Raw genomic sequence first — 17,002 nt, 5'->3', positions numbered from 1 at the left:
TTAAATAATTACGAATTGACCCAAATTTCCAATCGATCATCAGAAACTTTCTTAGTTTTTTTAAGTGTGCCACTGATATGAGGCGCTTTGATGCCCTCACCCAATATACTTGTCCCCTTAAATATACGTGCTTCATCCCACAGGCCAGCTTCAATAAATAAATTGAGGGTCTTAGCTCCACCCTCAATAATAATAGATTGCACATCCATTAAATATAATTGATATAGGATATTCTGAGGTAGGTACCAATCAAAGTTTTCCAACTCAATATACTTATTATGCCCCATCCATTCTGATTTAACAGCATTGAATATCAGGGTTTCGGCTTCATCATTTAATATAGCCGCATCAGTCGGTACGACAAGTAATTTATCGATCAATATCCGCTTTGGGTTCCTCCCCTTCCATTCGCGGACAGTCAAACTTGGATTATCAACTAATGCAGTTTTGGTTCCAACTAGGATGGCATCTTCTTCAGCCCGCCATTTATGAACCAATTGCTTACTCGCTTGATTACTAATCCATACCTGCTCACCCTCTTTCCCAATAAACCCATCTGCACTTTCGGCCCATTTGAGGATTACATAAGGTCTATTTTTTTGAACACGTGTGAAAAATCTTCTGTTTAGCCATAAAGCTTCTTGCTCTAATAAACCGACTTCAACTGCAATACCAGCCTCTTTTAAGATCGTAATTCCTTTACCGTCCACTTTAGCAAAAGGATCCAAACAGGCTATACACACCTTTTTAGGTTTATATTTCGCTATTAGATCCGCACAAGGAGGAGTCTTACCATAGTGCGCACAAGGCTCGAGACTAACGTAAAAAACGGCAGCATGTAATATAGCAGCAGCATCTTCATGATAACGATCCAAGACTTGTTGAATAGCGTTTACTTCTGCATGTGCCCCACCGTAAGGAGAAGTGTATCCTTCACCTATAATTTGATCTTCAAAAACAATCACAGCCCCGACCATTGGATTGGGACTTGTAGTACCAGCACCTAAAACTGCCAATTCGAGACACCTATGCATGTAGCTTTCTTGCTTATTCATACACAAAAGTATCAAAACAATGCTGTAACAAAAAATACAAGATATATTGTAAATTTACGCTATAAAATAACTCTTGATTGTAGAGGGAAAATAGATAATTGTATAACAGCCATAAGTACCAAATAAAAAAGATACGAACGAATAAATGTTTTATATATGATGCAATTATAATTGTAAATAAAACAAATTTATCTAAGTTTGACCTATGGAAAATTTAAAAACCTATGACAGCTTATTCCAAGAGGAACTAGCCACATTTTATCATACAGAAGAAATTAAAAACATCTTCTATATGGTTGTAGAAGATGTATTAGGGCTTTCTAGAATGCAATATAGTTTAAACAAAGAACACGTATTATCGGAAGAACAAAGCATTCGAATAACTCGTATTTTAAAGGATCTGAAGAATCAAAAACCAATTCAACATATATTAAAAAAAGCAGACTTCTATGGTGAGATTTTTGAAGTTAATCCATTCGTCTTAATCCCCCGTTCAGAGACCGAAGAGCTCGTCGATATGATTATCCGTAATCACAAAGACCAAACGCCTCTCCGCATTATCGATATCGGAACGGGGTCGGGTTGTATCCCTATTTCTTTAAAAAAACACCTAAAAGAAGCACATATTTCAGCATTGGACATATCTAAGGAAGCTATCGCAACAGCAAAGCGCAACGCACAACGATTGGGTACTCCTGTTGATTTTGTAAACGCTGATATTTTGGAGTGGGAATACATTTTCCAAACGCAACAATATCATATCATTGTGAGCAATCCTCCATACATCACGCCAAAAGAAAAAGAGGAGATGCATCCCAATGTATTAGAATTTGAACCACACCTCGCACTTTTTGTTGAAGAAACCGCTCCTTTACTATTTTATGAAACCATCGCTTCTTTCGCTTTGAAGCATTTAACTGCGGATGGAGACTTATATTTTGAAATTAATCAGTATTATGGCCCAGAAACGGTAGATATGCTGCGTAAAAAAGGATTCAAAACCGTGACATTACATCATGATATGCAACAAAACCCTAGGATGATACACGCAAAAAGATAAGCTAGCGAAAAATTAATCATTTCATTACCAAACAGTAATAAAATAATTCAACCATATCAGATCTAATAGTTGGCACATATCACTATTTTTTCTACCTTTGCATCACTTTCAGAAACGGAATTTACTTCCAAAAAAGAAAGGATTCAGTAGCTCAGCTGGTAGAGCAATACACTTTTAATGTATGGGTCCTGGGTTCGAATCCCAGCTGGATCACTTAAGAAAGCTCAATCGCAAGATTGGGCTTTCTTTGTTTAAAGACATTCGGATTCGAACAGAAGTATTGGGCTCGACCATTTCCACTTCAGCTATGCATGCGGGAAATGTATGTAGCACTATATTTCAACTATATACAAAAAAAGCTCAATCGCAGATTGGGCTTTTTTTGTATACTATGATACACTTTATGCTAACTGTTAGCTAGAGATATTAAAGCTACCAACATAGATCATGTCGTTGTAATTTTCGAGTGGTTTATCTATCTTAAGCTCCTCATCGGCATAACAAAGTATCGCATTTACAGTTGAAATTCCTTTGCTTACACATGCTTGATAGATCTCAACTTCAGTTTGATCATTCCATATAGGTAGCTCTTCAATGGCAGCCTGGATGCTCATTCTTTTGCGACTGTAGTAAATGGTGATCCAGTCTACGTCGTAATCGTACTGTTTGTCGATTGCTTTACTGAATTGAGAGCGGAGGTTAAAGTCAGGTGCATTTCTTGAATAGGTTTCATCAGTTTTAAACCTATGGTAATCTTTGATAAACTTGCTTTGGTCAAAATATTTATAAAATTGTTCATCTGTTTTATTTGACGTTCCTGTCCAGATATGGATGCGTTGCTCTGCCATTTTATTTCTTATAATTTTAGTAGGCCGTAAAGATACCCTAAATTCCTGAACCTTTCTTTTTCATTTATCCACGACATAGTGGCTTAGCATATCTTCTTTACTGGACATAAGTTTTTTTTATATTTGCAGTTCAATTAGCGAATCATAACATGTCGACAAAGCAAACAAAGATTGAAAATTTCGATCCATCACAACCTGGTTTACCGGATTCAAGCATATATGGACTACCATTTTCGGCTGAGGAAAGTGATATTATTGTAATACCAACACCTTGGGAAGTAACTGTAAGTTATGGGAGCGGTGCTAGTAATGGCCCTGAGACTATACTAAACGCCTCTTTCCAAGTAGACTTATTACATCAAGAATTTCCAGAATTATGGAAATTAGGTATTTACATGGACGAAGCACCGGAGCATTGGATAGAAAATAGCGAAAAATATAAACGTTTAGCGCAACCTATCATAGAAGCATTAGAGAATGGTGATGACATAGCAACAATCCCTGCATTAAAAAACGATTTAGAAGAAATAAATAAGGCATCAGCACAATTCAATGCCGAAGTCAAAGAACGTGCCTTGTACTGGATGAGTCAAGGTAAAAAGGTAATTTTATTAGGTGGAGATCACTCTACACCACTAGGTTATTACCAAGCATTGGCAGAGAAACATCATGCATTCGGAATCCTACATTTTGATGCACATATGGATTTACGTAATGCTTACGAAGGATTTACATATTCCCACGCTTCCATTATGTATAATGCCATTCAATTACCACAAATTGAAAAAATTGTACAAGTAGGCATCCGCGATTTTAGTGAAGGAGAATTGGAAGCAGTTCAAATTTCAAATAAAGTAAAGGTATATACAGACACTGATTTAAAAGCAAACAGCTTTGAGGGCAAAACCTGGAAAGACCAATGTGATGCGATATTAGCACAATTACCAACTAACGTAGCAGTAAGTTTTGATATTGATGCCTTACAGCGTTGGTACTGCCCTAACACTGGTACTCCAGTACCTGGAGGACTATCTTACGAACAAGCAACATACTTACTAAGTAAATTGGCCAATAGCGATAAAAACATCATCGGTATTGATTTGGTCGAAGTCGCTCCTGGTGATGATGATTGGGACGGTAATGTAGGTGCCAGACTCTTATTTCACCTATGTGGCGTCTTTGCAAAAAACAACAAACTTGCTACCGGAACCAAGATAATATTTTAATAATTGTAAGCGGCATACCTAAACGTATGTTTTTATAATCAGAATTGAAGTCTATCAACAGATCCATAAATTGCGACAGTCTTCCGACCGTACCATTTAAACAAAAAAGCCAATCTCATGATTGGCTGTTTTGTTTAAATGGACAGCAAGATAAAAGTTATTGAAAACCAACATCACTTGTAAAACAGAAAACAAATAGCAACAATCTGTTGTTGTATCTCACAAATACCATGATTATTGAGACCATAATTAATGTACATAATGATGATTAATAAAAATAGATTGGACGCTATCGTTTTTTCTTGATCATTCCAAAAACTAGGCTATATACAATATGTTCACTACTTCTAAAATTTCAGATCGCAATGCTGGTATAATTAGCTTATATAAACACCACTTTACACGGTAATTTATGATCAGCACTTTAGCCGAAAAGATTATTGAATTCAATAAAAACCTACATTACACGGGTGATATCCCTAATGATTTCAGGATCCTAAATCCCTATTTAGATAATCCAGAAACATTAACAGTGATGCAGCAGTTCTACAACAAATTCTATCATGATGATGTAAGTCGCAAATTTATTATTGGCATTAATCCGAGCCGCCATGGAGCTGGAATCACAGGCATACCCTTTACTGACACGAAACGCCTCGAACAAGTTTGTGGAATTAGCATGAAATCGGCCTATAGTCACGAAATTTCCTCCGTATTCCTTTATGATATGATTAAAGAATTTGGAGGAGCAGCAGAATTTTACCAAAAATTTTACATCAATTCCCCATTTCCATTAGCAATTGTCCGGCGTACAAAGGAAGGCAAGTGGATCAATGCGAACTATTATGATGATAAATACTTATTTGACGCAGTCAAACCATTTATGGTCAACACACTCATAAAGCACATAAATATTGGTTTAGATACAAAAGAAGTATTTGTATTGGGAAAAAAAAACGCAACCTTCATTGAAAAAATAAATAAAGAAGGGAAACTATTTGAAAAACTGACAGTTCTTGAACACCCACGCTACATTCAGCAATACAAATCTCGCGATAGAGACCTTTATATCGAAAAATACATCAGTGTATTAAGCACTTAAATTAAACTTAAATTTTATTTGGAGTTTGCATTGAGAAACCCTATCTTTGCATCACTTTCAAAAAAGGAACTTATTTCCTAAACAGAAAGGATTCAGTAGCTCAGCTGGTAGAGCAATACACTTTTAATGTATGGGTCCTGGGTTCGAATCCCAGCTGGATCACAAAAAGCTTCACAGAAATGTGAAGCTTTTTTTGTTTCTTATGGATTCGAATACTTCAATAAATATTCATCATGAATCTAGGTAATTTTGAAACTTGATTAGATTTATTCTTTAACTTAGCTGTACATAGTTACACATTACTTATAATGGGAATTATTTTATCTGATTCATGCAATGAGGTTAGATTATCGAACTTCTAAGTATAAAGCGATTGATTAAAAGATCATGCTAATGATAAGATAAGATAAGACCCAAATACAAGTTCGTAGCATTGCTATAACAATGTTATAGCAATGCTACGAACTCTTATTTTTAGATTTCTTATATTTATTGTAACAAGCATTATGAAAAACAAAAACGATAAGATCACAATACTATATGTTGACGATGAAGAGAACAATCTTATTTCTTTTAAAGCGACATTTCGTTTCAAATACAAGGTTTATACTGCTATCAGTGGCTCAGTAGCTATTGATATTGTAAAGGAAAAACCCATAGACATCATTATTACTGACCAGAGAATGCCTAAGATGACTGGTGTAGAGTTTCTGGAAGAAATCATCAAGATTAACCCTGAACCCATGCGTATACTACTGACGGGCTATACAGATATGGAAGCAGTAATCGAAGCAGTTAACAAAGGGAAAATTTTTCACTATCTAAATAAGCCTTGGAATGAAGACGAATTAGACGAAACAATAGGTCGCGCATATGAAATCTATTCTGAAAGAAAAAATATCTTGGAGACCTATTCAAAACTAGAAGTATCAAATGAACAATTAGAGTTTCTACTTCGACAAAAATTACTCTCTTAGAAATTGTGCTTAACTACTTATTCGGGACAACTATTGTAAATGTTGTTCCGACGCCTAATTGCGACTTTACTTCAACAGTACCCTGTAATTTCAACAAGGCGCTTTGTACATTGTAAAGACCAAATCCCATACCTTTTGCTTGATCGCTAGCCCTAAAGAACAGCTTAAAAATATCATTTATATATTCCGAAGATATACCAATACCACTATCAGAAACCTCTAAAATTGCAGAACCATTCTCGACCGTTACAGCAAGTTTAACAAACTTATTATCGCAATCTTTCCGCTGATATTTGAATGAATTTGACAATAGATTATGCAAAATTAATTCCAATACGGCCTTATCACTATTAAAGATTTCGCTTTGATTGACACTAATGGCAAATTCAACATCACTATTACGTGTGTGCATACTATAAAAAGCCTCTATATTCGCAAAAAGGTCTTTAAATTCAATATGACACAACAACAATTCACCGCGTCTCAGCAGATAATAATCACGTAAGCTATCGATATAATCATCTAAACGAGTTAAAGACGACTCCATTAAAGCCAATAACTCATGAATTTGGTCTACTTGATCAAATTCCAAAGCAAGCTTCACCGCAGACAATACACCCGTCAAGGGATCTCGAAGATCATGACTCACACTGTAAGCAAATTTATCCAACTCATAATAAGCCTTCTCCAGCTCCTCGTTCTTGATCGCTAACATCGAGTTGGCTGTATAAAATTTATCTGCTTCTTCAATGCAAGATATCATATCTTCTTCCAACCATGGTTTACGAATAAACCTAAAAATATGTCCCTTATTAACAGCATCTATAACAGTCTCCATATCAGCATATGCAGTAAGCAAAATACGGATAGGCCGAGGATAGTCTCTTTTTGTCCTTTCAAAGAAATCAATACCCAATTCATCAGGCATACGTTGATCACAAAAAATGATGCGTATATCAGGATTATCAAGAAGTATTTTTTCTGCTTCGATGGTCGATGAGGCTGTATGAACAATATACCGGTATCTAAAGTTAGCCTTAAAACCGAATAAATTATTTATCTCATCGTCAATATATAATATTTCTAAGTTTCTTTTCATAATATAACAGTAGGCCGCCGTATAGCAATCGTAGAGACGAAATTAATAAAATTAATGACTTTCAAGGCACACTGTTCCTTAAATATTTTGTCGTATTGGGATAATCAATATAAATGAAGTCCCCTCCCCTTCTACAGACTCAATTTCTATTTTGCCATTATGCTTGATTATGGTATTGTAAGCGATAGACATGCCCAAACCCGTACCCTCCCCTACATCTTTAGTTGTAAAAAAAGGTTCGAAAATGCGATCTCGGATATAGTCCGGAATCCCTATGCCATTATCCCTTATTATAACATAAATAGCCGATGCATTTTCACACACTCCTGTCTCCAGTGTTAATTTCGCTCCATCCCTTGTCTTTACTTTATCATGAAGTGCATAAATCGCATTCGTGATGATATTCAAAAATACCTGATTCAATTTACCTGCATAGCATTCAATCTTCGGGAGGGCACCATATTTCTTCTGCACAACAATTCCATCTTGCACCAAACTATTAAGGATAACCATCGTTGACTCTAAGCCTTCGTTAATATCCGCAAATTTGAGGGTATCCTCGTCAACACGTGAAAAAATCCGTAGGCTCTTAACAATTTCTGCAGTCCTATTGGCACCATCACTCATTCCTTTAAGCAAGAATTCGACTTCAGTTTTGAGATAATCCAAATCAATTTCCTTTTTGAAATTTTCGATACGTAATCTCTTCTCATCTGAAGATAAATTATCATCCAGAGCTACCTGTTCGACCTCCTCCAAAGTCTCCCAAATCATTTTAATGTCGCGCTTCAAAGGAGCAACATTTGAAGTCACAAAATTAATCGGATTATTGATTTCATGAGCTACCCCAGCAGTCAATTGCCCTAAAGAGGCCATTTTCTCTGCTTCAACAAGTTGTGACTGTGTTTCTTTAAGATGAGTTAAAGTAGCCTGTAAAGACTCATTAGAAGCAGTCAACGCACGAGTTCTTTCTTCAACTTTGTCTTCTAAAATGACATTTTGCTCACGAATCAATAATTGATTTTCTAATGAAATGGACAATTCGCGTGCTTGAGATTCATCTTTTTCCTTACGATAGATATTGATCTTATCTCCTAATGCAAAAGATAGTAAAATGGCTTCAAATACCGACCCAATTTGAACAGCTCTTACGGTGAAAAAGTTATAGGGGAGTAAATTGTAGTCCTTAAATACATATACCACTACACTGACTAAAAACACACACCATGCAATCAAAAAATATTTCGTTTGTTCATATTTTTCACGACTCAATTTGAACGCTAAAATTAAAACAATTATAGACCCTCCACCGGCTACTACATTGACTAATTTATATGCTGGAATTAAGTAACCGAAACATAAAAATCCGATTGCAATTAAATACCCAATTAAGAAAATATTCAATAATTTATTGAGTTTAGGAGCATCCTTCGCAGTTTGGAGAAATGACTTGACAAAATATATCGCACCTATTCCAGACATCGCTCCAGAAAAAGTTAATAATCGATTTAAAACCCAGCGATTATGAATAGAAAATATCGGTTCAAGAATTCCTAGCACTGCACATTGTGCTATAGTAACCCAAAAAATATAGTTAACATATATTATATAGTGTTTCTCACCTGTAGAAAAATATAAAAATATATTGTAAAAGATCATCGACATCATCAGCCCAATAAACAATGCTGAAAAAATATCGGTATCTAAGAGTATTTCCAGTAATCCTTTTTCAGTATGAATCGAAATTGGCACTAACAATTGTGTGTTACTTCTGAGTTTGAAATAACATATCACATCTTCCCCTTTTTTAATAGGAATTTCAAATAGGTAAAATTGATGGGGGTAATCACGCTTATTTAAGGCTGTTCCCGATTCGATACGCGTACTATCTATAACCCCATTCTTTAAAGAATAAAAAACGACCTCATCGATATTGGCATGCGAGAGATTTACCACTAACTTCTCTTCGTCAGTAAGATTTTTCAACTCAAACCTTATCCAATTATTTACATCACCGATCCCCAAATTAGGCACATCATCCTTGCTTTCATTGAACAAATTAGTGTGATCAATGATATCCGTAATGTTAAGCTGCTTTGTAGCATCTTGGAATAAAGAAACATGCTTCCCAATATATACAGCTGAACTATCTTTTTCAAACTGAAGCGGCACCATCGCATGCAAAGCGAGATACGCGGTCATTAAAAAAATAAATAGCACTAGATTTTTAATATTCGCACCAAAAATGTACTTCATAGAAATCAATTGCGACTGTGACTTGCCAAACCTTCCATATCCAGGTAATAACGACCCGACAGCACAGGTTGTCCAAGCAATAATCTTCGACATACCGAGGTAGTCATAGCACTACCTAAAACAACTTCAGAAGCAAGTTGAGGCCAGGAAATAATCGATTTTTTAATTTCCGGCACTGACCTTTTCATCCGATCAGATAGATTTTCAGCATCCACAAGTTGCATGAGGTACCTTAACCTTTCTCCTTCCGATAACATATCCAATTTTTCTCTTGTCAAATCATTTACTAAGCCATGAAAAATTGGACGCTCCGGTTCCAGATCAAATCGTTCAACATCCAACATACCCCGATCATTTGTGTCCATGACAACTGGAATTCGAAATTTCCTTGCACAAATTCTACTTTCAATTTTAACTTCAAAACTATCACATACCTCAACAAGCAAATCTAGTTGTCCATTTCCTCCTAAAAAATCATCGTAATTATCGTGGCTTACACCCGTTGGAAAAATTTCAACCTGAATAAAAGGATCTATTTCTACAATCTCCCTTGCAGCAATAATAACCTTTGGAACAGATAGATTAAAAATACCTGTACGTAGTCTATTCAAATTACTAAGATCCAACTCATCAAAATCAGCAATTCTTAATATTCCACAAGTCCGCTCCATGGCCATGGTCAATGCGATAGCGTGACCAACAGATAAACCAATAATCCCTACTTTTTTATTAGCAAGAGTATCACGTTCAGCTTCTGTTATTTTTAATTGATTACGATTCGTCCTGACCTCAACAAATTCTTGCTCATCAAGAACATGAATCAGTGTTTTTCGCCACGGATAATAGACCCAAACGCCATACTCATCTAAAGACTTCCCATTTAGTAGCGCTTGTACATACCCGTCAAATTGTTCGGGTGAAACCCATCCAGCTGGAAATCTGCAACGAATTAATTCATTAATCTGCCTTTCGATTTCATCAAACACAAATACGATATCACCATTCTTCCGTAGTGTATCCAATGATAACATATCTTGTGTAACTGTTTTTCTAAAGTATAGAGGTTTATAGGCTAAATTTAAGTTCTTGATCATATTTTTATTTCGAATTGATGTTACATTATCTGCACATCTTTTTCCTTCATATTAATATCTAATATTGTCTGCTTTCTAGCATTATGAACGATGGTTTTCAAATCCCACTGATCCATATTATCCAATTGCAGCATATAATGTATTTCAATTTCTTTTGAACGCAATTCCTCTATCCTAACGACATCACCGTGATTTCTTAAGTCCATGATGGCATTTTTGTCGCCTTCATCAGCTAAACTCAAATTATCTACATCATCAAGAATCATTGTCGTAGCAAGGAGGTCTAACTTTGGGTAATAAAATGTACCATTATTTCCAACGCTACTTTCCAGTCGATATCCAACACTTTTGGTCAGATTTATCGTATACGGAGCACAAAGAGCAAATAATGATTTGATACCTATTTGAGGAGCAATAGCGATTGCCGCTCTAGTCAGAAAGATACTTCCGATACCGTAGCCAGCAATTTCCCTAGAATTCCATAGACCACAACCTTCGCCTGTTCCTTCTTGCGCATAATCCCAAACCAAGTCAAAGATTTTAGGATCCATCTTCCCAGTAGCTTCTTCGATAGGAAGCGGTTGTGAGCCCCCCGCAACATGTATGCGTGCACCGCCATATACATTTTCTCCATCAAGAGACTCAACAATCAATACAAAGGCAGCTGGATTATACATCCAATCATTTTTGGATGACGTTACTTTTTTAACACCTATTGCTGCCAACACATGCTCATGTCCCTGTATAAAACGTTCACAAGTTCTGGGGTCATCAATAGCACGAAACGCTCTTAGCCTGACTACAGGACGTCCATCTTTAAGTATTAGTGACATGAAATGGTTATAAATATTTTTTTAAAGTTCAAAAATAATCAATAAAACTGAAAGGCGTAACGTATTGATACAAATAATCAAAGGCATAGCAGTTCTACCTCAATTTCTTTTCATTCCACACCTAAATACCGTTACACTAAACTATTTCTTTCTAAATCTAGTAGTTTTTATCTAATATCAAATCAAAGCATCCGTTAAGAAAACAAAAAGAACCGTCTTAACAATAGATAAAACAGTTCTTTTATTTTAGTACAATTAAATTCCTAAAAACTTAAAAGGATCGGCAACTTTAAAATTGCTATTGGATAAACCGTTATACGTGGCAAATTGATTTAAATCTAACTTCATCGTTTTGGCTCCCTTCTGCAAATCAAATTTTGTCAAATCAACCCAAAACGTATTCGGTGTCAGAACCGTTTCAAAATAATAAATTTTATTTTTTTGATCAGCAACAGAACGCCAACGCGTAGAGGAAATATTAGGCTCTGTAGGTGAACTTATACCAAACGGTACCGAGCAATTTCGAATCACACTAAATACACTAGCCACAGCAGTTCTAACATCGTCAGTCTGTGGAATCGCATTGATATAATAGGATGCTCTAACAAAACGATCTGCGGCACGATTTGTACCTGGCAACATGACCGTACCTGGTATTCCTTCCCAGTAGCTATTCAAAGCAAGTTGTTCGGAAAATACGGGCGAATTTGTCATCACAGTATAAGCAACATCATGATGAATCATCAGTTTCCCATTTACATATTCAAAAATAGCATTATCACCTGAAGCATCAGAAATCGACAAATGCAGTGTTGCAAATTTCTTAGTTCCTGGAATATAATCACTCACAACAACAAATGGTTCATCCCGCAATGCCGTAACCGCTTCACTTACATTTGCAAAATTATCCAAGACATACTGTGCCCAAGCCGAGATCGTAATTCCCTGTTTATCACCAGCAGGATTGAATTTTGGATAACTAGACTCTACTAACCATAATACATTAGCCACTAAGCCCTTTTCATTCAAGCCGTCAACAGTTGCAATATCCCATGCACTTGAAATGACACTTCCATACTTTGAAGTCCATTTCAGGGACTTAGGTCCTACCTCACCATTCCGGTCCATACCACGCGGGAACACCCATAGATTAGCTGAAATTTCGTCCTTCCAATCCATACTCCGCGCTGTAATTACGGTACCATTAGGCCCTTTATACACCACTCGCGTGCAGGCCGCCGTTTCTTTTCGTAGAAAAAGAAACACAACAAAAACAATTGAAAAAAGATACTTCATATGAACTGATATTTAATGAATAATAACATAATCCTACTCTTTAATTTCTTGTAAAAAAAGTGATCTATTAGTCTACAATTACACTTTATATCCAATTACTAATCACCTTCTCAACTGCATACTAATTGGTCTATAAAAATATACGGCAGTAACCTAATACGAAGTTAATTAAAAAACCTTAAAAATTAATTTCCAATATTTATTAATTTAGTTTTTCTGATTTTTCAATAAAATTAAAGTAATATCTACTGGCAATACGTTTTTCACCTTAAAAATAAGACCGCCAACATGAAGCAAGTATCATGCTGGTTACAACAAAAATAAATTAGCAAAGTTTCCTGATTACAATAATAGCATCTTAAATTGTAAGTTTGTATCTGAACAAATACAATGGATATAGGACTCAGCGTGTGGTGAGGTCATATATCCCGTTAAAAAAATACAGATATAAATATCCGAGCTTACAAGCTCACGAAGCAATTTATCTAATGAAACCATTATGGGCTACAAGATTTCACAAGCCGTGATGAATTAGGTGCTCATGATAGCTTTATCGCAATTAAAAAACAATTTATTCTGATGAAAATATTAATTGTAGAAGACGACCAACGTGTTGCAGAACTTATAAAAAGAGGACTGGAAGAACAAGGCTTTACGACCACTTTGGCATACGATGGCCTTTCTGGAAAAAAGCTGTCTTCACAAGATAATTTCGATCTGATTATTACCGATATCATCCTTCCCAAAATGGACGGGTTAGATCTTTGTAAACACATTAGACAAACAAGACCTGACCTACCGATCATCATGCTTACTGCACTTGGTACGACGGACGATAAAGTAGAAGGCTTCGATGCTGGAGCAGATGACTATTTAGTAAAACCTTTCGAAATGCGTGAGCTTTTAGTACGAATTAGAGCATTACTAAAGCGAAATCAACATCAGTCAAACAGCCAAGGTTTTGTCTTGCGCTATGAGGATCTCGAAATGAACTTACACAGCAAAATCGTAAAACGGAATCAACAAGAGATCGATTTAACTCCAAAAGAATTCAAGTTATTGGAATATTTGATGCAAAATCCGAATCGGGTATTGTCTCGCGTAGAAATAGCGGATAAAGTTTGGGAGACCCATTTCGACACTGGTACCAACTTTATTGACGTATACATCAACTATCTTAGAAAAAAAATAGACCGCAATTTTGATAAAAAACTTATTCATACAAAATCTGGAATGGGCTTTATTCTGAAGAAGGAATCATGAAAATAAGAACGCGACTGATTATACTATTTACAGTAACAACGGCAATCATATTAGGTCTGTTTGCTACCGTGATTTATTTATCTGCTAAGGAAAATCGGCAAATTGAGTTTTACAACCTACTCAAGAAAGAAGCCATTACCAAGGCCAATCTCTTTCTAAACGCCAATGTTGACAAAAAGATATTGCAAGATATCTACCATAATAACCGAAAAATACTCAATGAAGTTGAAGTTGCCATTTATAACACCCACTTTGACCTACTGTATCATGATGCTGTTGACCTAGATTTTGTCAAAGAAACCAAGCCAATGATTGATGAAATATACCAAAAAGGGGAAATTGAATTTTATCAGGAAGGCTGGCAAGTAATAGGCTTACAGTATATCTATGAAGGCAAGAAATATATCGTTACCGCAGCTGCGTATGATCAATATGGTTATAGTAAACTCAATAACTTACTCCACAACAGTATCCTTGTTTTTATTATTTCTATTTTATTCATACTTGTAGCAGGCATCTTTTTTTCTAAAAAAGCATTTGAACCTGTGCGTGCCATGATTGCGAAAGCAAAGAACATTTCCGCTACAAACCTAGATTTACGATTATCAAACAATGGTAATAAAGATGAACTTTCTGAACTTGCCAATACATTCAATGAAATGCTCAACCGCTTGGAGAGTTCCTTCGATGCACAAAAGAATTTCGTCTCGAGTATTTCACATGAATTGCGCACCCCACTAGCCGCTATTATTACAGAGCTTGAACTATCAAGCAACAAAGAACGTACGCCTAGTGAATATCAAACAGCGATTAAGGACGCTTTAAACGACTCGAAAAAATTAGTCCGTTTATCCAACAGCCTACTCGACTTGGCAAAAGCCAGTTACGATCCTACAGAAATTGCATTCAAGCCGATTCGTGTCGATGAAGTCTTATTAGATGCCAGACAACAAGTCCAAAAAACAAATTCAGACTTCAAAATCGATATCCATTTTGAAGATGAGATAGACAATGATGACCAGATTTCAGTCAATGGCAATGAATACCTACTAAAAGTAGCATTCACTAATCTTTTTGAAAACGGGTGCAAATTTTCTACTCCACATCGCTGTACCGTGTCGGTCCGATTTGATAGTAAAAATATAACTTTATTATTCGTTGATAAGGGAATCGGTATTTCAGAACATGACTTACTTGAAATTTTCACCCCATTTTATAGAGGGGAGAATAGAACATATACTTATGGACACGGTATTGGTTTGCCCCTCACACAAAAAATTGTGGCACTCCATAAAGGTGAAATAACTGTAGCTTCACAAGAAAACAAGGGAACCACGTTCACCATCATTTTACCGCACTGCTAATCAGGAAAAACACGATTTTTCACCAACCCCAGTTGTGAAAGACTTTCAAACGCACGCTATTATCGATCTCATCTTTAATACAAATACCTTTCTAATAAAATTCTAATATTTTTCTATCACTCCTCTAACAGCTATCGCACGCTAAGCTGCGCACTTTTGCATTGTAAAAAAAATACAAATGGCCCTCTACTAAAAAGAAGGACCAAATAAGTAAATAAAGCGATATCGATAAAATCTTTAAGGCAGCATGAAGGCCTTTAAAAAACGAATAGATTAATGAATAGACAATTAATTCTAATGAAAACAACAAAAAAAAAACACATCACTTTTATAAGAATCCTTTTTATTTCGCTATCCCTATTGGGTTGCCAAACAAAAGTCGAACATGAAAAAATAGCAGATTTCACTGTTAGCGGAGATACCATTTATGTGCACGATAAAGCACAAGTAATCGCACAGTTAAAGACCATTACCATACAACAAGAATCGCATCAGCTCGAGCTCGTAGCAGCAGGAACAGTGAAAGCTATTCCTAATCTATATGCAGAGATTGCTTCTCCTTTTTCAGGAAGAGTGACCGCCGTGCAACTTAAATTAGGGATGAAGACAAAACCAGGCACTCCTTTATTTGAGCTCGCCTCACCTGAATTTACAGACACGCAAAAGCTATTTTTTCAAGCAAAAACAGCCTATCAAAATGCAGGACTAATTTTAAAACGACAACAAGACCTCAAAATTAATGGAGTCGGCTCAGAAAAAGATGTCGAAGAAGCAAGGGCAAATTATGAGATTACTCAGAAAGAATATCAAAATGCTTTAGCCTCACTCCAGATATTCAATGTAAATGTGGAGAAGCTCGTTTTAGGACAACCCCTTATTGTTCGATCACCTATAGCAGGAGAAGTCATCACGAATGATATCGTCATGGGTCAATACATCAAATCGGACGAAACTCCTCGTGCAAAGGTCGCCGAATTGAGCAAAGTCTGGGTCGTAGGTATGGTGAAAGAACAACATCTCCATCTCATCAATAAACTTGATGTTGCTGAAATTGCTATTGCAGCCTTCCCAGGCAAGAAGATAAAGGGTAGCATTTACCACATTGATGAGATCGTCAATGAAGATACACGCAGCGTGCAAGTGCTTATCGAGTGTCAGAACCCAGATCGCCTGCTCAAGCCTGGGATGTATGTAACGGTCAATTTTATTGAAAAACCATCCGACGCGATCTTTATACCCGAAAAATCACTGTTGCAATACAATGACCAAAGTTATGTACTCGTGCAAATCGGTAAAAACAAATATGTAAAACGTGATGTGGAGACCGGTGTCACAGAGGAGGGTAAAGTACAGATTGTAGCGGGTTTAATCGCAGGAGACAGCATTATCAGTGAAGGTGCATTCTATTTACTAAATGCGAAATAAAGAACAATACAAAACATATTAGCAGTGAAACCATCATGGATACAAGAGCTCACAAAATTAAGTCGTGCTCCTGATAGCTTCATCGCCTTTAAAAATAAGTTATT

General features: G+C 36.1%; 14 protein-coding genes and 2 tRNA genes. 9 read left to right on the top strand and 7 right to left on the bottom strand.

Features of this window, described 5'->3' with window-relative positions:
• Positions 1-8: 8 nt before the first annotated feature.
• Entirely contained in the window at positions 9-1,055 is a 1,047-nt protein-coding gene (gene ribD, locus KO02_RS06695; protein ID WP_038696918.1) for a bifunctional diaminohydroxyphosphoribosylaminopyrimidine deaminase/5-amino-6-(5-phosphoribosylamino)uracil reductase RibD, read from the bottom strand.
• Between the two features lie 205 nt (positions 1,056-1,260).
• Between ribD and prmC the strand changes: the two genes are divergently transcribed.
• Together prmC and KO02_RS06685 are read left to right on the top strand one after the other, a co-directional pair.
• Positions 1,261-2,115, top strand: coding sequence for a peptide chain release factor N(5)-glutamine methyltransferase (prmC, locus tag KO02_RS06690; protein ID WP_038696916.1), 855 nt, complete (start codon positions 1,261-1,263; stop codon positions 2,113-2,115).
• A 140-nt stretch (positions 2,116-2,255) separates the two neighbouring features.
• Positions 2,256-2,328: transfer RNA gene (locus KO02_RS06685), tRNA-Lys, on the top strand.
• Positions 2,329-2,528: 200 nt separating this feature from the next.
• Here KO02_RS06685 and KO02_RS06680 read toward each other — a convergent pair.
• Positions 2,529-2,963, bottom strand: a complete 435-nt coding sequence (locus tag KO02_RS06680; protein ID WP_038696914.1) for an immunity 22 family protein — start codon at positions 2,961-2,963, stop codon at positions 2,529-2,531.
• A gap of 149 nt (positions 2,964-3,112) precedes the next feature.
• Between KO02_RS06680 and KO02_RS06675 the strand changes: the two genes are divergently transcribed.
• The 4 genes from KO02_RS06675 to KO02_RS06660 all read left to right on the top strand — a co-directional run bounded on the left by KO02_RS06675 (position 3,113) and on the right by KO02_RS06660 (position 6,268).
• Positions 3,113-4,189, top strand: coding sequence for an agmatinase family protein (locus KO02_RS06675; protein ID WP_038696912.1), 1,077 nt, complete (start codon positions 3,113-3,115; stop codon positions 4,187-4,189).
• Positions 4,190-4,601: 412 nt separating this feature from the next.
• Positions 4,602-5,291 carry an SMUG2 DNA glycosylase family protein gene (locus KO02_RS06670; protein ID WP_038696910.1) on the top strand — a complete coding sequence of 230 codons (690 nt, stop codon included), beginning with the start codon at positions 4,602-4,604 and terminating at the stop codon, positions 5,289-5,291.
• Positions 5,292-5,380: 89 nt separating this feature from the next.
• Positions 5,381-5,453, top strand: a tRNA-Lys gene (locus KO02_RS06665).
• A gap of 344 nt (positions 5,454-5,797) precedes the next feature.
• Positions 5,798-6,268 carry a response regulator gene (locus KO02_RS06660; RefSeq protein ID WP_200878607.1) on the top strand — a complete coding sequence of 157 codons (471 nt, stop codon included), beginning with the start codon at positions 5,798-5,800 and terminating at the stop codon, positions 6,266-6,268.
• A 13-nt stretch (positions 6,269-6,281) separates the two neighbouring features.
• Here the strand turns inward: KO02_RS06660 and KO02_RS06655 are convergent, their stop codons facing one another.
• The 5 genes from KO02_RS06655 to KO02_RS06635 all read right to left on the bottom strand — a co-directional run bounded on the left by KO02_RS06655 (position 6,282) and on the right by KO02_RS06635 (position 12,846).
• Positions 6,282-7,367, bottom strand: coding sequence for a sensor histidine kinase (locus KO02_RS06655; RefSeq protein WP_038696902.1), 1,086 nt, complete (start codon positions 7,365-7,367; stop codon positions 6,282-6,284).
• A 78-nt stretch (positions 7,368-7,445) separates the two neighbouring features.
• Positions 7,446-9,716 carry a 7TM diverse intracellular signaling domain-containing protein gene (locus KO02_RS06650; protein WP_081918316.1) on the bottom strand — a complete coding sequence of 757 codons (2,271 nt, stop codon included), beginning with the start codon at positions 9,714-9,716 and terminating at the stop codon, positions 7,446-7,448.
• A complete protein-coding gene (locus KO02_RS06645; RefSeq protein WP_038696898.1) occupies positions 9,629-10,717 on the bottom strand; it encodes a ThiF family adenylyltransferase in 1,089 nt (362 codons plus the stop codon). Before KO02_RS06645 ends, KO02_RS06650 begins: the two co-directional genes overlap by 88 nt.
• Positions 10,718-10,737: 20 nt before the next feature.
• On the bottom strand, positions 10,738-11,550 hold the full coding sequence (locus KO02_RS06640) for a hypothetical protein (RefSeq protein WP_038696896.1): 813 nt from the start codon (positions 11,548-11,550) through the stop codon (positions 10,738-10,740).
• Between the two features lie 255 nt (positions 11,551-11,805).
• The gene (locus KO02_RS06635) at positions 11,806-12,846 is read right to left on the bottom strand and encodes a linear amide C-N hydrolase (protein ID WP_038696895.1); all 1,041 of its coding nucleotides are present in this window, start codon (positions 12,844-12,846) and stop codon (positions 11,806-11,808) included.
• A gap of 579 nt (positions 12,847-13,425) precedes the next feature.
• Between KO02_RS06635 and KO02_RS06630 the strand changes: the two genes are divergently transcribed.
• The 3 genes from KO02_RS06630 (at position 13,426) to KO02_RS06620 (ending at position 16,898) form a co-directional block, all read left to right on the top strand.
• Positions 13,426-14,109, top strand: coding sequence for a response regulator transcription factor (locus KO02_RS06630; protein WP_038696893.1), 684 nt, complete (start codon positions 13,426-13,428; stop codon positions 14,107-14,109).
• On the top strand, positions 14,106-15,473 hold the full coding sequence (locus tag KO02_RS06625; protein ID WP_038696891.1) for a sensor histidine kinase: 1,368 nt from the start codon (positions 14,106-14,108) through the stop codon (positions 15,471-15,473). Before KO02_RS06630 ends, KO02_RS06625 begins: the two co-directional genes overlap by 4 nt.
• Positions 15,474-15,770: 297 nt before the next feature.
• Positions 15,771-16,898 carry an efflux RND transporter periplasmic adaptor subunit gene (locus tag KO02_RS06620; protein ID WP_158500270.1) on the top strand — a complete coding sequence of 376 codons (1,128 nt, stop codon included), beginning with the start codon at positions 15,771-15,773 and terminating at the stop codon, positions 16,896-16,898.
• Positions 16,899-17,002 lie beyond the last annotated feature (104 nt).

This window comes from Sphingobacterium sp. ML3W, assembly GCF_000747525.1.
Taxonomy (GTDB): Bacteria; Bacteroidota; Bacteroidia; order Sphingobacteriales; family Sphingobacteriaceae; genus Sphingobacterium.
This window is presented reverse-complemented; position numbering and strand designations above follow the sequence as displayed.